The sequence below is a fragment of the Stenotrophomonas sp. YJH_SMC_46 genome, from assembly GCF_059370315.1.
On the sequence record NZ_JCAFTO010000003.1, the window covers coordinates 277,359 to 293,819 of the forward strand.

The window sequence follows — 16,461 nt, forward strand, 5'->3', positions numbered from 1 at the left end:
TTCGGTGCACATTCCATAACGGTTGCGTGACACGCCCGCGTCTGTCATATGACGTGGGCGTGACATGCGTCATGAGGGATGTCACGTCCGCTGCGCCGGCTGGGCAGCGCGGGTGCCGATGCAACGACGAAGGCACGGCCGGTGCCGTGCCTTCGCGGTTCAATGCAGGTGGCGGGACTTACCAGAAGAACTGCGCGCGGGCTTCCAGGATGTTGGGATCGTCGTTGACGAAACCGCGCGCCGTGGAGCTGTACTTCTTGCTGTCGACCATCACGTAGTTGAGCATCAGCTTGAAGTTGGAACGCAGGTACCAGTTCGCGCCCACGGTCCAGATGTCCATCTTGCCACCCAGCACGCCATCGACGATCGGCGGGCGACCGGCGACCGGGTTGGCGGCGAGGTTGCCGTCATTGAGGTCCATGTGGTCGTAGCGCACGCCCAGCTGCCACTGGCCGCCGGCCGGGTTGTTCGGCAGGCCGGTGCCCGGGGTGCCGCCCTTGTAGCTCCAGGTCTCGCCGGTCACGTTCCACACGCCGCTGATGTAGTAGCCGTCGCTGGTGTAGTTGTCGTGGTCGTAGCGCTTGGCCTTGCTGGTGTAGTACTCGGCCTGGGCCTTGAACGGGCCCTGGAAGTACATGGCTTCGGCACCGATGGTGCTGACGCGGTCGGTGTCGGTCAGATTGCCGCTGTCGACCAGGCGGGCAGTGGCGAGGTCGGCATTGGGACGTGCACGCACACGCAGGGTGTCGGCGTCGGCGTCGTAGTTGACGTAGCTCAGGCCGAAGTGCAGGACCTGGCCCTTTTCATTGATCGGGGCCCAAGTGCCACGCGCGCCGTAGCCGCTGCCGTGGGCCAGGTTGCGGGTCAGCTCGCGGCCGAAGGCGCTGGCGGTCACCGACCAGTTGTCCTGGCCGTAGCTGTACGCGCCGCCCAGGCGGCGGGCGATGGCATAGGTATTGGTGACCGCTGCCTTGGAAATGAAATCGTTGTTCTTGGTGCTGGACAGTTCTTCCAGGCTGTTGGGCTGCTTGAACTGGCCCAGCTGCAGGAAGTGGTTGGCGTTGCCCAGCAGCTTGTACTTCACGTTGGTGTCGAGGAACTTGTCGGCCTTGGCGTCATAGCCGACCACCCACTCCACATTGCCCGGGCCCTTGCCCTTGAGCACCAGCTCGGCGCGACGCAGTTCGAATTCGCTGTTCTTGCCGTTGCCGGCGTCGCCACCGTTGAGGTCCACCACATCGTTGTGGAACCAGTTGCCGTCGGCCTGGACCAGGCCTTCGAAGGTGATTTCCGAACCGCCGATCACGTCGATGGCGACTTCGGCGTGTGCAGCCGGCACATACAGCGCAGCAGCCACGGCCACCGTCAGGAGTTGGTGATGCAGTTTCATGGAGAGGAGCCTTGCAGGCAGGTGGGAAGATGCGCGCAGGCTAGAAGGTAAAGATTGCGTAAATGTGACAGTTCACGCGCGGCAGACATCCACCGCAGGCCCCGTCACGGCAGGGCCTGCCATTGAAACCGCTTGCGTATGACGCCCGGATTGCGCCTTGGTTGCAGTCGATCCACGCCCTGCATGGATGCGGCCGTCACTCGGCCGCGGTCTTGTCCTTGAACCGGCACAGGTCGGCGATCACGCAGCCCGGGCAGTCCGGCTTGCGCGCCTTGCACACGTAACGTCCGTGCAGGATCAGCCAGTGATGCGCGTCGAGCAGGAACTCGGCGGGGATCACCTTCACCAGCTTGTCTTCCACTTCGCGCACATTCTTTCCCGGGGCCAGGCCGGTACGGTTGGCGACGCGGAAGATGTGCGTGTCCACCGCCATTACCGGCTCGCCGAAGGCGGTGTTGAGCACCACGTTTGCGGTCTTGCGGCCCACGCCCGGTAGCGCTTCCAGTTCTTCGCGATCGCGCGGCACTTCACCGCCATGCTTCTCCAGCAGGATCGCGCAGGTGGCGATCACGTTCTTCGCCTTGGCATTGAACAGCCCGATGGTGGAGATGTACTGCTTCAGCCCGTCCTCACCGAGCGCAAGGATCTTTGCCGGGGTGTTGGCGACCGGGAACAATCGGCGCGTGGCCTTGTTGACGCCGACGTCGGTGGCCTGCGCCGACAGCGCCACCGCCACCAGCAGCTCGAACGGCGAGCTGTACTCCAGTTCGGTCTTCGGGTGCGGGTTGAGTTCGCGCAGGCGGGTGAACATCTCCACCACGTCGGCGCGCGGCATCGTGCCGCCACGCCGCGCCGGGGCGCGTGCGGTTTTCTTCGTGGTCGCCATTACTGCTCCTTGCCGCTGGCGCGGGCCTTGGCCCGGGCGAGGATGGCGGCTGCTGCGGCGGGCAGGGCGGGCTTCACGTCCGGCGCCGGGGCGGGCGTGCGCCGCGCGTCGCGTTCGGCTTCGCGGCGGGCCAGTCTCACCGCACGGGCGCGGTAGCGTTCGCGTGCCGCCCAGGCGGCCTGAAGCTGCTGCTGGGCCTGCTGCAACCGCTGCGGGAGTTCCGGGTGGCCGGGCAGCAACTGCGCGTCGTCGGCGCGGGCGACATAGTCCATCAGCCCGGCTTGCAGGGCGCCATCAAGATCGTCTGCCTGGACCCGGGCGAACAACTGCGCGGGATTGGGTCGGGAAGCCATGGCGTCAGCGGTTCTGGAACGCCGGCGGGCGGCGCTGCAGGAAGGCGCTGGTGCCTTCGCGCATGTCCTCGGTGGCGAACAGCAGGCCGAACTGCGCGCTTTCGTACTCCAGCCCGGCGTCCAGGCTGCATTCGCCGCCCACGTGCACCGCATCGAGCAGGCCACGCAGGGCCAGCGGGGCCGAGCGTGCCAGCTGGCGGGCAATGTCCTGCACGCGATTGTCCAGCGCGTCGGCGGGCACCACTTCGTTGACGATGCCCAGTTCCAGCGCACGCGCGGCGGTGATCGGCGCCCCCAGCAGGCACAGCTCCAAGGTGGTGGCGCGGCCGCACAGGCGCAGCAGGCGCTGGCTGCCGCCGAAGCCGGGGATCAGGCCGAGGTTGACTTCCGGTTGGCCGACCTTGGCGGTATCTGCGGCGATGCGCAGATGGCAGGCCATCGCCAGTTCCAGTCCACCGCCCAGTGCGAAACCATTCACGCGTGCGATGACCGGCTTCGGCATCCGTTCAATCTGGCGCATCAGGGCCTGGCCCAGCAGCGAGAAATCACGTCCCTGAACCGCGCTGAGTGTGTTCATCTCGGCGATGTCGGCGCCAGCCACGAACGCCTTGGGGCCCGCCCCGGTCAATACCACGACGCGCACCTCCGGATCGGCGGCGGCGTCCCTGAAGGCATCGGCCAGGGCCTGCAGGGTCGCGGCGTTGAGGGCATTGAGCTTGTCCGGGCGCTGGACGGTCACGGTGCGGATGGCGCCGTCGTCGGAGACAGCGATCAGAGCATCGGCCACGGGGAAAACTCCTGAAAAGTTAAAAAAAAGTGATATTGAACTCTGCAAACGCAGGCGGGTCATAGCCTGCATCGTGAGTAGCGGTTACACGTTACGCCCGTTATCCTAACCCGTCGCCTCAGGGCGGCGCAGAACGTCCCTGAGTTACCACCCCTGGAGAACTGTTTGATGAAGTTGCGTTCTATCGCGGTCGCCGTCGCGGCCCTGGCCCTGACGGGCAATGCCTTCGCCCAGGACGTCTCGTCCGAAAAGGGCAAGCTGAGCTACTACTTCGGTTACGACTACGGCAACAACCTGGCGGAGCTGACCGGTCGTGGTGAGCAGCTGGACATCAACTCGGTGGTGAAGGGCCTGCAGGATGCCTACGCCAAGAAGCAGCCGGCGATCACCGCCGAGCAGCTGAAGCCGGCCGTTGAAGCGTTCCAGAAGCGCGAGCAGGGCCGTGCCCAGGCTGCCAAGGCCGAGTACGAGAAGGCTGCTGCCGAAAACAAGACCAAGAGCGATCAGTTCATCGCGGCGAACAAGGCCAAGGCCGGCGTGCAGTCGCTGCCGAGCGGCGTCCAGTACCGCGTGATCGAAGCCGGCAAGGGTGCCAAGCCGACCCAGGCCAGCACCGTGCAGCTGGAAGTGGCCGGTCCGTTCCCGTACGGCCAGCGCCCGACCGAAGCCCGCCCGGCCCAGCAGATCCCGTCGATCAAGGTCAGCGATGTCGAAATGAAGGCCATGCGCGAGACCCTGCTGCAGATGCCGGCAGGCTCGAAGTGGGAAGTCACCCTGCCGCCGGACCAGGCCTACGGTGCCGATCCGCGCACCCCGTTCCCGCCGAACGTGGCTGTGCAGTTCGAGATCAAGCTGGTCAGCGTCAAGTAAATCGAAACAGCAAACGAAACGCGCCGGTGATCCCACCGGCGCGTTTCTGTTTGTGCAGCCCCTGGCGGTGAAACGCCTGCGCTGCGCGCGAGCGTCGACTGACAGTCGACTCTTCCGTTGGGCCGGGCCACCCGCGCAAATTCAGCCCGATCGCGCTACTGTTGGCGGGTGCAAACAATGGAAGAAACGGCGCGTGTTGTCGCAAGTCCCTGCATCGGAGTGTGCACGCTGGATCCGCACCGGCAATGCGCCGGCTGCGGGCGGCATATCGATGAGATCGCGCGGTGGTCGTCGATGAGCAACGAGGAACGCAGCCGCATCCTGCATCGCGTGCAGCCCCTGCGGCAACAACTGCAGCAGTCCCTGCGCGGATCGCTGGCCGACCTCGAGCGCTTGGTGCGCGCGTTGCATCCTTTGGCCGAACCGCCGGCCGGCGACGGCTGGAACCGCAGCGAGCTGATCGACCTGCTGCCACCGGGGCCGCCTGTGGAGGCGGCGGTGCTGGCCGGCATCGTGCCGCGCGCCAATGGCGCACAGGTGATCCTCACCCGTCGCACCGAAACCCTGCGTACACATGGCGGCCAGGTCGGATTCCCCGGTGGCCGCACCGAACCCGATGACCGCGACGCGCTGGCGGCCGCGCTGCGCGAGAGCCAGGAAGAAATCGCATTGGCGCCCGGCCAGGTGCAGGCGCTGGGGTATCTCGATCCCTTCGTCACCATCACCGGCTACCGGGTCACGCCGGTGGTGGCGGTGGTCGATCCGGAGTTCGTGCCGGTGCCGCAGCCCAGCGAAGTGGCCGAAGTGTTCGAGGTGCCGCTGGACTACCTGATGGCCCCTGACAGCCTGCGCCAGGTCGAAATCAATCATCGCGGCCGCATCCGCCACGTTCTTGAGTATGGCTGGCCCGGTCAGCGCATCTGGGGGGCGACCGCGGCCATCCTCTACAACCTGCGTCGCCGCCTGGAGCAAGTGCAATGAACCCGATCAAGCAGCCGTGGACCACCCTGGTCGATGTCGACACCCTGGCCGCTGCACTGGGCGAAGGCGTACGCGTGGTCGACGCGCGTGCCACCGCCAGTACCGCCGTGCGCGTGGTCGATGCGCGTGCTTCGCTGGCCGACCCGCAGGCTGCGGGCGGCCAGTACCTGGCAGGACACATACCGACTGCGGTGCATGCCAATCTCAACCGTGATCTGTCCGATCTCAGCCGCGTCGGCCATGGTCGCCATCCATTGCCCGACAGCGATGCTTTTGCCGCGAAACTGGGGCAGTGGGGCATCGGCCTCGACACCCAGGTGGTGGTCTACGATGGCAGCGACGGCAGCATGGCCGCCTCGCGCCTGTGGTGGCTGCTGCGCCTGATCGGGCACACCAAGGTGGCTGTGCTCGATGGTGGTATCGCCGCGTGGCAGGCCGCAGGGCATCCTTTGGCGACGGGGCAGGGTGAAGTGACAGCGCTGCCTGCCTACCCGGGCCGCTTCGACACCACCCAGGTCGCCAGCGCCGATGAAATCACCGCGCGCCTGAAACATGCACCGGGCTGGTTGGTCGACGCACGCGCAGGTGAACGCTTCCGCGGCGAAGTGGAGCCGCTGGACCCGGTCGCTGGCCACGTACCCGGCGCGGTCAACCGCCCGTTCGCCCTGAACGTGTTCGACGGCCGCCTGCGCGATGCACAGGAACTGCGCGCCGAACTGCAGGGCGTGATCGGCAACCGCGATCCGCAGCAGGTGGTGCTGATGTGCGGCTCCGGAGTGACCGCCTGCCACCTGCTGCTGGCGATGGAAAGCGCAGGACTGAGCGGTGCGCGCATCTATGCCGATTCCTGGAGCGGCTGGGTGAGCGACAGCAGCCGCCCGGTGGCGACCGGCGCCTGAGCCGCGCGGGGTCGGATCCGTTTTCCAACGGAAAACGGCTCTGACCCCATCAACCGAAAATCGGGGTCAGAGCCCGTTGCGCAGCAACGGGATCCGACCCCGTGTCGATTCGAAGGATCGCGGAGATCTGTCGAAGGCGGGGTGGGGCCGGTTGCGGGGGCGTGAGCCGCATGGATGCGGCGACCAAGCCCCCAGGGGTGAGGGCGCTTTGCTTGCGAAGCACTGCTTCGCGAGCGCCCGAACGCACAGCCGCCAGCGGCTGGGCCGGCCTGGGGATTTACGGCGTCCCCCGCAACCGGGCCCACCCTGCCATCCCACGGATAGCCTGCTGTTGCCGGCCAGCGGCCGCCACTACCGCAGGTGCAGGGCGCAGCCCTGCCGCTTACCCAACCGGCTGCAGCGGCACCTTCGCCAGCACCCGCGCCCAAGGGAACAACGGGCCCGGGTCGCGTTTGCGTGCCACCCTCAGCGTCGGATCATCGCTGGCCGGCACCTGCTCCAGGTCCAGCTGGTCATGCCCGGCAATCCGCTGCAGCGACGGATAGCGCACCACCAGCACCTGCAGCAGCCGCTCCAGCGCTTTCAGTTGCGCCTCGGTGTAGGCCTCGTCCATCGCCTGGTGACGGCTGTCGAACCAGTGCGGGTAGCGCCCGGTATTGACCAGCTCGATGCCCAGCGTATGCGCGTTCATGCCGCGCACGTGGTGGGCCACGCGTTCGGGCGCAACGTACTGCACCACGCTGCCATCGCGGTCGATGTAGAAGTGCCCGCTGTTGCCGGCACCGCTGTCATACAGCACGCGCTCGCCGTACTCGCGGGCCGTCGCCAGATCGGGCAGCTCGGTGCAGTGGATCACCACCATCTCCAGCGTGGCCGGATCGCGCAGCGGCAGTCGGTCGTGGTAGGGCAGGGGCTGCAGCTGCAGGCCGGGCAGGAGCGGGTTGGGCATCCGGCGATGCTAGCATTGCGGCATGAACCTGCCTTCTCTTTCCTGGTTGGCCCGCGCCCACGGAGCACGCGCATGAGTCGCGGCCACTGCATCCTCTCCCATGGCTTCGAAAGCGGCCCGGAGGCGACCAAGGTCACCGCGCTGGCCGAGGTGGCCCAACGCCTGGGCTGGACCCACGAGCGCCCCGACTACACCGATCTGGACGCGATGAGCGAGGTCAGCCGGGTGGGCGACGTGCCGACCCGCCTGCGCCGTCTGGTTGAACGCGCCGCCATCGCTGCCCGTCAGGGGCCGGTGGTACTGGCCGGCTCCAGCCTGGGCGCCTACATTTCCGCCATCGCCTCGCTGCAGGTGCCGGTAGCCGGCCTGTTCCTGATGGTGCCGCCGACCACCATGGGCCCGATGCCGGCGCTGGACGCCGCTGTGGTGCCGACCACGGTGGTGCAGGCCTGGCATGACGACGTGGTACCGGCTGCCGGCGTGATTGCCTGGGCGCAGGCGCGTTCGGCGCAGTTGCTGCTGGTTGACGATGGCCACCGCCTGGAGCGCCACGTGGAGGCCTCTGCGCAGGCCTTCGAGCGCCTGCTGCGGCAACTGTGAAGCCGGGGCGCACGGCGCGCCTGCCCGCATTGACTACAATGGCAGCCCCGCCGCCCCCGGCGCGGGCCTGCCGGCCGTGCCTACGGCCCTCCTTTCCGACCGGCCCGGCCCCTGTGCCGCGCCCGACCACCTGCGAACCGACCCCGTGAAATTCTTCGTCTCCTGCGCCAAGGGCCTGGAATACCTGCTTGCCGATGAACTGTCGGCCCTGGGCCTTGCCAAGGCCACCGCCACCATTGCCGGCGTCAACGCCGAGGGCGAACTGGCGCAGGCGCTGCGGATCGTGATGTGGTCGCGCTTGGCCAGCCGCGTGCTGTGGCCGATCGCCGAGTTCGACTGCCCGGACGAGCAGGCCCTGTATGACGGCGTGCGTGCGCTGCCGTGGCACGAGCACATCACGCCGGAGATGACCCTGGCGGTGGACGCACACGTGTCCGGTGACAAGATCACCCATGCGCGCTTTGCCGCGCAGCGGATCAAGGACGCCATCGTCGACCGGATGCGTGATGAAGGCCTGGAGCGCCCCTCGGTCAACACCGACCTGCCCGATGTGCGCGTCAACCTGTCGCTGCGCAAGGGCCGTGCTTCGCTGTCGATCGACCTCGGCGGTGGCCCGCTGCATCGCCGTGGCTGGCGCGGCGCCGCCCACGAGGCGCCGCTGAAGGAAAACCTGGCCGCCGCGCTGCTGCTGCGCGCGCAGTGGCCGCGCCTGCACACCGCCGGAGGCGGCCTGCTGGACCCGATGTGTGGCAGCGGCACGCTGCTGATCGAAGGTGCACTGATGGCCGCCGACGTCGCCCCTGGCCTGATGCGGCATGGCAGCCTGCCGCCGAGCCGTTGGCTGGGCTTCGACAAGGCGGCCTGGAAGTCCATCCAGAGCGAAGCACGCGAGCGCGAAGCGGCCGGCCTGGCCGCGCTGAAGCCGGTCATCCATGGCAGCGATATCGACCCGGCCGCGATCCAGGCCGCCCGCGAGAATGCAGAGGTTGCCGGCGTCGCCCACGCGATCCGCTTCACCCGCGCCGATGTCGCCGACCTGGCCGCGCCCGAACAGGAGATCGGAGCGGTGGTCTGTAACCCGCCGTACGACGAACGCCTGGCTGCCGATCCGGCGTTGTACCGTGCACTGGGCAATGCCCTGCAGAAGGCCGTGCCGCAGTGGCGTGCCAGCCTGCTGTGCGGCAATGACGAGCTGGCCTTCGCCACTGGCCTGCGCGCCAGCAAGAAGTACCAGATGTTCAACGGTGCGCTGGAATGCGCGCTGATCGTCTGCGATCCGATTGCCGTGCCGGGTCGTGATCCGGCACAGCCGCGCGAGCTGAGCGAAGGCGCGCAGATGGTGGCCAACCGGCTGCGCAAGAACCTGAAGAAGTTCAAGAGCTGGCGTGCCCGCGAGGACATCACCTGCTTCCGCGCCTACGACGCCGACCTGCCGGAGTACGCGGCGGCCATTGATGTCTACGAGGAAGACGGGGGCAAGCGCCGCACCTTCCTGCATGTGCAGGAGTACGCGGCACCGGCGGCGATTCCCGAGAACGACGTGCGCCGCCGCCGCAACGAGCTGCTGGCCGCCGCGCGCGAAGTATTCGGCGTGCCGCCGGAGCAGGTGTCGATGAAGTCGCGCGAGCGCGGCAAGGGCGGCAGCAAGTACGGCCGCTTCGAGCAGCGTGACGAGTTCATCGTGGTGCGCGAGAACCATGCACTGCTGCAGGTGAACCTGTTCGACTACCTGGACACCGGCCTGTTCCTTGACCATCGCCCGCTGCGCCGGATGATGGCCGAGCAGGTGCGTGGCAAGCGTTTCCTGAACCTGTTCTGCTACACCGGCGTGGCCAGCGTGCAGGCCGCCGTGGCCGGTGCCGCCAGCACCACCAGCGTCGACCTGTCGGCCACCTACCTGCAGTGGTGCTACGACAACCTTGCGCTGAACGGGCAGGGGGGCAACCAGCACCTGCTGGTCCAGGCCGACGCGATGGCCTGGCTGGAAGGCGACCGCGGCCAGTACGACGTGATCTTCTGTGATCCACCGACTTTCTCCAACTCCGCCCGCGCCGATGATTTCGACGTGCAGCGCGAACAGGTGAAGCTGCTGCGGGCGGCCGTGGCCCGGCTGGCACCGGGTGGCGTACTGTACTTCTCCAACAACTTCCGCCGCTTCAAGCTGGAAGAGAACGCCATCGCCGAATTCGCCCAGTGCCGCGAGATCACCGCACGCACCATCGGTCCGGATTTCGAGCGCAACGCGCGCATCCACCGCGCATGGGAACTGAAGCGGCTGGGGTAAGCCCGGTAGTGCCGGCCGCTGGCCGGCAACGGTGTCAGATCCGCAAAGGGTTCATGAGGTGCCGGCCAGCGGCCGGCACTACCCCTGTCTGGCCGGTGGATCCACGCCATGCCTGGATGGTTGTTCAGTAGATCCACGCCATGCGTGGATGGCGGTTACAGCAACGCCACCACCAGCCCCAGCGCCGGCAGCGTGATCGCCAGCGGTGCGATCCACTTCGGCCGGTACGGATACAGCCCGAACGAGAGTGCCACGCCACACATGGTCATTGCGCCCAGCCACAGCACCGGGCCCATCGCCCAGCCGTGATCGGCCACGCACAACGCGAACGCCACCGTCAGCAGGGCCCAGCCCAGCACCCGCCACTGCGTGCGCCGTGCCGGGCTGGCCGCAGCCTTGCCGTGCAGGTCGTACTGGTGTCTTTCCATCGCCAGCGACAGCGCGGTGAACGCGGAAAACGACAGGGTCAACGCCAGCAGCATCATGCACTGGCCTCCGCTTCGGCGGTTTCGACCACAGCCACTGGCGCCGCAGCCGCCGCCGCACGCTTCTTCTTCTCGGCCGCGCTCAGCGGTGGCGTCCAGCGCTGCATGCGCCAGCCGCACATCGCCAGCATTGCGCCGAAGACGATCATCGAAAGATCGACGCCGGCCAGTACCCAGTCGCCGTTGCGCAGGGTGTTGCCCAGGTGCGCATGCGTGGTCAACGCATTGACCACCGGCACCAGTGCGAACGCGGCCGCGCCCAGGTAGAGCTGCCACGCCCACATCATTCGCTTCGGCCAGATGAAGGCGGCCAGCAGCGCGCCGGCCCAAGCGTAGAAGAATACGTTGGCCTCCGCACTCGCGCGCTCGGCGATGTCCAGCGGCAGCAGGCGGTTGCCCCAGAAGTACGCCGCGAAGGCGATCGGCAGGCCAGCCACGGTGCCGATGTTGAGCGCATCGACCAGGCGAAGGCCGAAGCCGGTGCGTCCACTCTTGGCATGCTTCGGTCGTTCCTTCACCGCCCACAGCACCACGCCGCTGGCGACCATCAGGCAGCCCACCAGACCGGACAGGAAGAACAGTGCACGCAGGCCCCAGTCCGCAAAACGCGCCAGGTGCAGGCCGTACAGCACACCACGGGTGGCGGTGGCACCGCCCGATGGCGGCGTTTCCTCAAGCAGAGCACCGCTGACCATGTCGTAACGCACGGCCGGGGTGTCGATGGACAGGCGCTTGCCATCGCGCTGGCGGATGTCGATCACCGCATTGGCCGCCCCCGGATTGGACACGGTGAAACCGGCCACCTCCACGCCGTGCCAATGCGCGCGTGCGCTGTCCAGCAACTGTGCGATCGGCAGCGGCGTGGCGCGGCCCTCGGCGGGCGAGGTCACTTCCGGAAGGCCGCCGAAAGCCTCGCTGATGAATTTGTCCTCGTCCTGGGGGTAGGCGACCTTCACTCCCCACGGCAGGTACATGATCATCAGGGTGACGATGCCGGTGTAGGTGATCATCGCGTGGTACGGCAGCGCCATCACCGCGCTGACGTTGTGGAAGTCGAGCCAGGAGCGCAGGCCCTTGTCCTTGCGGAAGGTGAAGAAGTCCTTGAAGATCTTCTTGTGGGTGATCACGCCGGTGATGATCGCCACCAGCATGAACATCGCGCAGAACCCGACCAGGTAGCGCGCCCAGTACACCGGGATGTAGTGCAGGTCGAAGTGCAGGCGGTAGAAGAAGTCGCCTCCACGGGTCTCGCGCGCCTTCAGTGCCTGGCCGCTGTTCGGGTCCAGCGTGGCGTCGCCGAAGCCACCGCGGCGGCCACGGCTGGGGTCGGCCAGTTCCGGTGGCAGCCGCCAGAACATCTGCATGGCCGGGTTGCGCGGCTGCGGCAGGGTGACGAACCAGTTCTCGGCGTGGCTCGCATTGGCCTGCAGGTAGTCCACCGCGCGCTGCGCGGCGACGTCGATGCTGACGTTGCTGGACGGCAGCTCCGGGCGCATCCAGCGGCTGATTTCTTCACGGTAGTAGCTGGCCGTGCCGGCCATGAAAATCAGCAGCAGCAACCAGCCGACCAGCAGGCCGGTCCAGGTGTGCAGCCAGGCCATCGACTGGCGGAATCCGTTCTTCATGCCCAGGCCCCCAGCATGCGCGCGATGGCAGCCATCAGCAGGGCGGGAGCGAGAATGCCGACCCACGCACGCAGCGCGCTGCGGGTGGCGAACGCCCACAACGCCGCGCAGGCGGCGACCAGGATCGCCAGCAGCATGCCGGTCAGCACGGTCTGGCCGCGCGCGCCGGGCAGCGCCACCGCGCAGAACACACTGGTCATCGAGGCCAGCACGTAGCCACCGAAGATCGCAGCCAACGAGCGTGACAGCACGCCCCAGCGCGGGTTGGAGAACAAGGTGCGGGGGCTGGCGGTTGCGGGCGAGCGGTCCACGGAGGTCCTGCAGGTTGGAGGAGGGATGGCATGCGTCCGCGGCCCCTGCGCCCCGCGCATGTTGCCCTGCGTGTCCCATCGACACGAGGCACGTCCCGCGCGGGCGGTCAGCCCGGAAGCCGGGGATGTACACGCGCGATGGGCACGTTTCCGTGCCATCTGGCTAAGCGCACAACCGATCAGTAAATGATAGGCATTCGCATTTCATGAATCAAGCATGACGATGCCGGCGAGCGCTGGCGCCTAGAACCTGAACACCACGGTTGCCGCATGCAGCAGCAGGCCGATCAGGCCACCCACCAGGGTGCCGTTGAAGCGGATGAACTGCAGGTCGCGACCCACGCTCAGTTCCAGCTGCTCGACCAGGTGACGTTCGTCCCAACTCTTCACGGTCTGTGCGATATGCGTGGTCACGCCCTCGCGCAGACGGCCGGTCAGGCGCTGGGCCCCCTCCAGCAGATGCTGGTTCAGCGCATCGCGCAGGGCCGGGTCGGCCTGCAGGCTGCTGCCCAGTGACGCGAGGCTGCGCTGCAGGTGGCCGACCAGCGCCGAATCCTCACGCTGCAGATCGGCGCGCAGGCTGGCATGGATGCGCGCCCACAGGCCCTGTACGTAGTCCTGCAGGGCCGGGTGGTCGATCATTTCCTGCTTGAGCTGCTCGATGCGCTCGGCCAGCGCCGGATCCTCGCGCAGGCGCTGCACGTAGTTCTGCAACCAGGTCTCGTAGTCCTGGCGCAGCGGATGCTGCGGCTCGGCCAGCACCTGCTGCAGCTCTTCCAGCACCGCGCGGGCCAGGCGTTCGGCCAGGCTGTCGCCGATCTCGTCGATCGGCTTGACCCAGTTCACCGTGCTCGACAGCGTCGGCCATTCGCGCTGGATGTAACGCACGATCAGCTGCGAGGCGCGCTCCTTCACTTCCGGCTGCTCCAGCCAGCGTCCCAGGCGCTGCAGGCCCTCGTCCAGCACGCGCTGGTGGCGCCCATCGGCGGTCAGCAGGGCCAGCAGCTCACCGGCGGTGGCGGCGGCATTCCACTGCCGCAGCTGCTGCACCACAAAGGCGTGCAGCTGGCGGCGTACGGCGGTTTCGTCGAAGAAATCCAGCGCCTGCAGGGCCCAGCCGCGGGCCATGTCGGCCAGCATCCGCGAGCGCGCCGGGTCGGCCAGCCAGCTGCCGAGGCGGCTGGCCGGATCGAACACCCGCAGCTTGGCCAGCAGCACACCCGGCTCCAGGAACTGGTCGCGCACGAACAGCGCCAGGCTGTCGCCGATGCGCTCCTTGCTGCGCGGGATGATCGCGGTGTGCGGGATCGGCAGGCCCATCGGCCGCCGGAACAGCGCGACCACGGCGAACCAGTCGGCCAGCGCGCCCACGGCTGCGGCTTCGCAGAAGGCCGAAACCCAGGCCCAGATGCCGCGTTCGCCCTGCCAGTGGCTGATCGCGAATCCGGCCAGCATCAACAGCAGCAGGCCCAGTGCGAGGGCTTTCAGGCGCCGCAGCTGGGCGCGGCGCGGATCGTGGGCAGGCGTCATTGCACGAGTCTAACCGCAGCCCGGTGATGCCTGCCTGTAGAGCCGAGCCCATGCTCGGCTGCCTTGCGCGCGGCAAACCGCAGCCGAGCATGGGCTCGGCTCTACATGAGAGGTTCGCGTTTTTTTAAAGCGCTTCCAGCTGCTTGCGCAGCGCGGCCAGCTGCGCGCGCAGGGTGTCGTTCTCGCGGGTCAACGCGACCACGCGGCGGCGCAGGGCCGGGGCATCCTCGCCCAGCTGTTCCAGCGCCAACAGCACTTCGGCATCGCGGCTGGCGATCTCGTCCTCATCCGCCTCCTCGAAATCCATCTCGGCTACTTCCGGCTTCGGCGCGCGCGGCTTGCGCTTGGACTCGCGCACGCGCTTGGCGGCCTGCTTCAGCTCGTCCTTGCCACCGGCGGCGGCAGCGCGCTGCTCCTCTTCGGGCAGGTCGGCCACGGCCGCAGCGGCGCTGATCGAGATCACGCCGGCCTTCACCGCCTCCACCACTTCGGGTGCAGCCTGGGCATGGATGCGCTCGATCATGCCGACCTGGCTGGTACTCAGCTTGGCTTCGCGGGCCAGCTCAGCACGGCTGAGCTTCGGGGCCGGCTCCCACGGCGGGCTGTCTTCGCCGCCTTCGTCGGTGATGTCCGCGGTGCCGTCGCTCTCGCGCTGCAGCTGCGCCTGCTCGATCTGCTTGCGGGCAGCCAGGATGTCGCGCTTGCGCAGCGCCAGCACGCCGCGCTGGAAATCGGACACGCTGCGCCGGCCCAGGTGCTGCTCGATCATCCACAGGTGCACGTCTTCCATGCTCTGGAAGCGGGTGTTCTGCACGGTGTTGAATGGAAGCCCGTGCTTCTGGCAGATGCCGAAGCGGTTATGGCCATCGACCAGCACGTCACCCCACAGTACCAGTGCATCGCGGCAGCCCTCGGCCAGGATGCTGCGCTCCAGCGCGTCATGTTCGTCCGCGGTCAGCGGGTCGATATAGGCCTTGAGTTCTTCTTTGACGACGATATCCATGGGCACGGCAACGAGCAGGAGCGGAACCGCCCATTGTACCCGCTCGCCGCCGCGGGCCCGGGCTCAGGCCGTGGCCCGGATCATCTCGCCCAGCGTGCCGGTGATCTGGTCGATCTGCGCCTTGTCCACGATCAGCGGCGGTGACAGCGCGATGATGTCACCGGTGCAGCGCACCAGCAGCCGGCCATCGTGGAAGCAGCGCCGGAACACCTCGTAGCCGCGGCTGCCGGGCATGTCCCGGCGTGGCGCCAACTCGACCGACCCGACCAGCCCGAAGTTGCGGATGTCGATCACGTTGGGCAGGCCCTGCAGCGCATGCAGCCGTTCCTGCCAGTATTCGCCCAGTTCGATGGCCCGCTCGAACAGGCGCTCCTCGGCGTAGACCTCCAGAGTGGCCAGCGCGGCCGCACAGGCCAGCGGGTGACCAGAGTAGGTATAGCCGTGGAACAGCTCGATGGCCTGCGGTGGCGCCTGCATCAGCGTAGCGTGCACCGCATCGCTGGCCAGCACGCCGCCCAGCGGCACCGCGCCGTTGCTGACCGCCTTGGCGAAGGTCAGCAGGTCGGGGGTGACCCCGAAGCGCTGTGCGGCGAAGGGCATGCCGACCCTGCCGAAGCCGGTGATGACCTCATCGAACACCAGCAGGATGCCGTGGTGATCGCACAGCTCGCGCAGGCGCTGCAGGTAGCCCGGCGCCGGCAGGATGACCCCGGCGGACCCAGCGATGGGCTCGACGAAGACCGCCGCGATGGTCGAGGCGTCATGCAGCGCGATCAGCCGCTCCAGGTCGTCGGCCAGTTCAGCGCCCTGGCGCGGCAGGCCCCTGCTGAATGCATTGCGCTGCAGGTCCAGGGTGTGGCGCAGGTAGTCCACGCCGCCCAGCTGCAGGCCGAACGCCCTGCGGTTGTTGGGCAAGCCGCCTAGTGCCATGCCGCCGAAGCCGACGCCGTGGTAGGCCTTCTCGCGGCTGATGAAGCGCGTGCGCTGGCCCTCGCCGCGCTGGCGGTGGTAGGCCAGCACGATCTTCATCGCGGTATCCACCGCCTCCGAGCCGGAGCTTGTGAAGAACACATGGTTCAGGGGCGTTGGTGCCAATGCGGCCAGCCGCTGCGCCAGCGCGAATGCCGGCGGCGAGCCCATCTGGAAGGCGGGCGAGTAATCCAGCGTGCGTGCCTGATCGACGATGGCCTCGACGATGCGCGGCCGCGCGTGGCCGGCGTTGCAGCACCACAGGCCGGCGGTACCGTCGAGGATCTGGCGGCCGTCGAAATCCTCGTAGTGCATGCCCTCGGCACGCACCAGCACACGCGGCGCCGCCTTGTACTGGCGGTTGGAGGTGAACGGCATCCAGTACGCCTCCAGTGATTCCGGGCGCTGGGTAGCAAGGTCGTGCAGGTCGCTTCCGGGACGCTTCATGCCAGCTCCGTCGGGTCCGATGGGGGAAATGTAGCGCAGCCACGTCACGGTGAAGTCGCGGTCGCGCCGGTATAACCGGGGAAACTGTTCCG

At 67.7% G+C, this 16,461-nt stretch carries 16 protein-coding genes; 5 read left to right on the forward strand and 11 right to left on the reverse strand.

Translation table 11 applies throughout. The features are described 5' to 3' along the window. Positions 1-178 precede the first annotated feature (178 nt). From AC5P8C_RS10665 to AC5P8C_RS10680, 4 genes are all read right to left on the reverse strand, one after another. The gene (locus AC5P8C_RS10665; RefSeq protein WP_049411264.1) at positions 179-1,390 is read right to left on the reverse strand and encodes an OprO/OprP family phosphate-selective porin; all 1,212 of its coding nucleotides are present in this window, start codon (positions 1,388-1,390) and stop codon (positions 179-181) included. A gap of 196 nt (positions 1,391-1,586) precedes the next feature. After that, on the reverse strand, positions 1,587-2,276 hold the full coding sequence (gene nth, locus AC5P8C_RS10670; RefSeq protein WP_155029213.1) for an endonuclease III: 690 nt from the start codon (positions 2,274-2,276) through the stop codon (positions 1,587-1,589). Further along, complete coding sequence (locus AC5P8C_RS10675) at positions 2,276-2,629, reverse strand: hypothetical protein (protein ID WP_005408795.1); 354 nt, start codon at positions 2,627-2,629, stop codon at positions 2,276-2,278. Before AC5P8C_RS10675 ends, nth begins: the two co-directional genes overlap by 1 nt. A gap of 4 nt (positions 2,630-2,633) precedes the next feature. Next, complete coding sequence (locus AC5P8C_RS10680; protein ID WP_111097777.1) at positions 2,634-3,416, reverse strand: enoyl-CoA hydratase/isomerase family protein; 783 nt, start codon at positions 3,414-3,416, stop codon at positions 2,634-2,636. Positions 3,417-3,584: 168 nt separating this feature from the next. Between AC5P8C_RS10680 and AC5P8C_RS10685 the strand changes: the two genes are divergently transcribed. The 3 genes from AC5P8C_RS10685 (at position 3,585) to AC5P8C_RS10695 (ending at position 6,166) form a co-directional block, all read left to right on the forward strand. Next, the gene (locus AC5P8C_RS10685) at positions 3,585-4,286 is read left to right on the forward strand and encodes an FKBP-type peptidyl-prolyl cis-trans isomerase (protein ID WP_019659072.1); all 702 of its coding nucleotides are present in this window, start codon (positions 3,585-3,587) and stop codon (positions 4,284-4,286) included. Positions 4,287-4,463: 177 nt separating this feature from the next. After that, entirely contained in the window at positions 4,464-5,267 is an 804-nt protein-coding gene (locus tag AC5P8C_RS10690) for a CoA pyrophosphatase (protein WP_495218732.1), read from the forward strand. Beyond that, positions 5,264-6,166 (forward strand): sulfurtransferase, encoded by a 903-nt coding sequence (locus AC5P8C_RS10695; protein WP_495218734.1) that lies wholly within the window; start codon positions 5,264-5,266, stop codon positions 6,164-6,166. The genes AC5P8C_RS10690 and AC5P8C_RS10695 overlap by 4 nt, the downstream gene beginning before the upstream one ends. 382 nt (positions 6,167-6,548) lie before the next feature. On the opposite strand, the gene AC5P8C_RS10700 is transcribed toward AC5P8C_RS10695, so the two are convergent. Continuing rightward, on the reverse strand, positions 6,549-7,115 hold the full coding sequence (locus AC5P8C_RS10700; protein WP_019659069.1) for an N-acetylmuramoyl-L-alanine amidase: 567 nt from the start codon (positions 7,113-7,115) through the stop codon (positions 6,549-6,551). A gap of 72 nt (positions 7,116-7,187) precedes the next feature. Here AC5P8C_RS10700 and AC5P8C_RS10705 point away from each other — a divergent pair, with 72 nt between their 5' ends. Together AC5P8C_RS10705 and rlmKL are read left to right on the forward strand one after the other, a co-directional pair. Beyond that, complete coding sequence (locus AC5P8C_RS10705) at positions 7,188-7,715, forward strand: alpha/beta hydrolase (RefSeq protein ID WP_019659068.1); 528 nt, start codon at positions 7,188-7,190, stop codon at positions 7,713-7,715. 145 nt (positions 7,716-7,860) lie between these two features. Beyond that, on the forward strand, positions 7,861-9,999 hold the full coding sequence (gene rlmKL / locus AC5P8C_RS10710) for a bifunctional 23S rRNA (guanine(2069)-N(7))-methyltransferase RlmK/23S rRNA (guanine(2445)-N(2))-methyltransferase RlmL (protein WP_134729479.1): 2,139 nt from the start codon (positions 7,861-7,863) through the stop codon (positions 9,997-9,999). Between the two features lie 155 nt (positions 10,000-10,154). Here rlmKL and AC5P8C_RS10715 read toward each other — a convergent pair whose 3' ends face one another. From AC5P8C_RS10715 to aptA, 6 genes are all read right to left on the reverse strand, one after another. Then, positions 10,155-10,484 (reverse strand): DUF3325 domain-containing protein, encoded by a 330-nt coding sequence (locus tag AC5P8C_RS10715; RefSeq protein ID WP_019659066.1) that lies wholly within the window; start codon positions 10,482-10,484, stop codon positions 10,155-10,157. After that, complete coding sequence (locus AC5P8C_RS10720) at positions 10,481-12,109, reverse strand: PepSY-associated TM helix domain-containing protein (protein WP_019659065.1); 1,629 nt, start codon at positions 12,107-12,109, stop codon at positions 10,481-10,483. Before AC5P8C_RS10720 ends, AC5P8C_RS10715 begins: the two co-directional genes overlap by 4 nt. Continuing rightward, positions 12,106-12,420: a DUF3649 domain-containing protein gene (locus AC5P8C_RS10725; protein WP_495218737.1), complete on the reverse strand. Its 315-nt coding sequence runs from the start codon at positions 12,418-12,420 to the stop codon at positions 12,106-12,108. The genes AC5P8C_RS10720 and AC5P8C_RS10725 overlap by 4 nt, the downstream gene beginning before the upstream one ends. A gap of 243 nt (positions 12,421-12,663) precedes the next feature. Beyond that, positions 12,664-13,950 carry a DUF445 domain-containing protein gene (locus tag AC5P8C_RS10730; RefSeq protein WP_495218738.1) on the reverse strand — a complete coding sequence of 429 codons (1,287 nt, stop codon included), beginning with the start codon at positions 13,948-13,950 and terminating at the stop codon, positions 12,664-12,666. 124 nt (positions 13,951-14,074) lie between these two features. Continuing rightward, the gene (locus AC5P8C_RS10735; RefSeq protein ID WP_495218739.1) at positions 14,075-14,953 is read right to left on the reverse strand and encodes a ParB N-terminal domain-containing protein; all 879 of its coding nucleotides are present in this window, start codon (positions 14,951-14,953) and stop codon (positions 14,075-14,077) included. A 63-nt stretch (positions 14,954-15,016) separates the two neighbouring features. Further along, entirely contained in the window at positions 15,017-16,369 is a 1,353-nt protein-coding gene (gene aptA, locus AC5P8C_RS10740) for an omega-aminotransferase AptA (protein WP_495218740.1), read from the reverse strand. Positions 16,370-16,461: the final 92 nt, after the last annotated feature.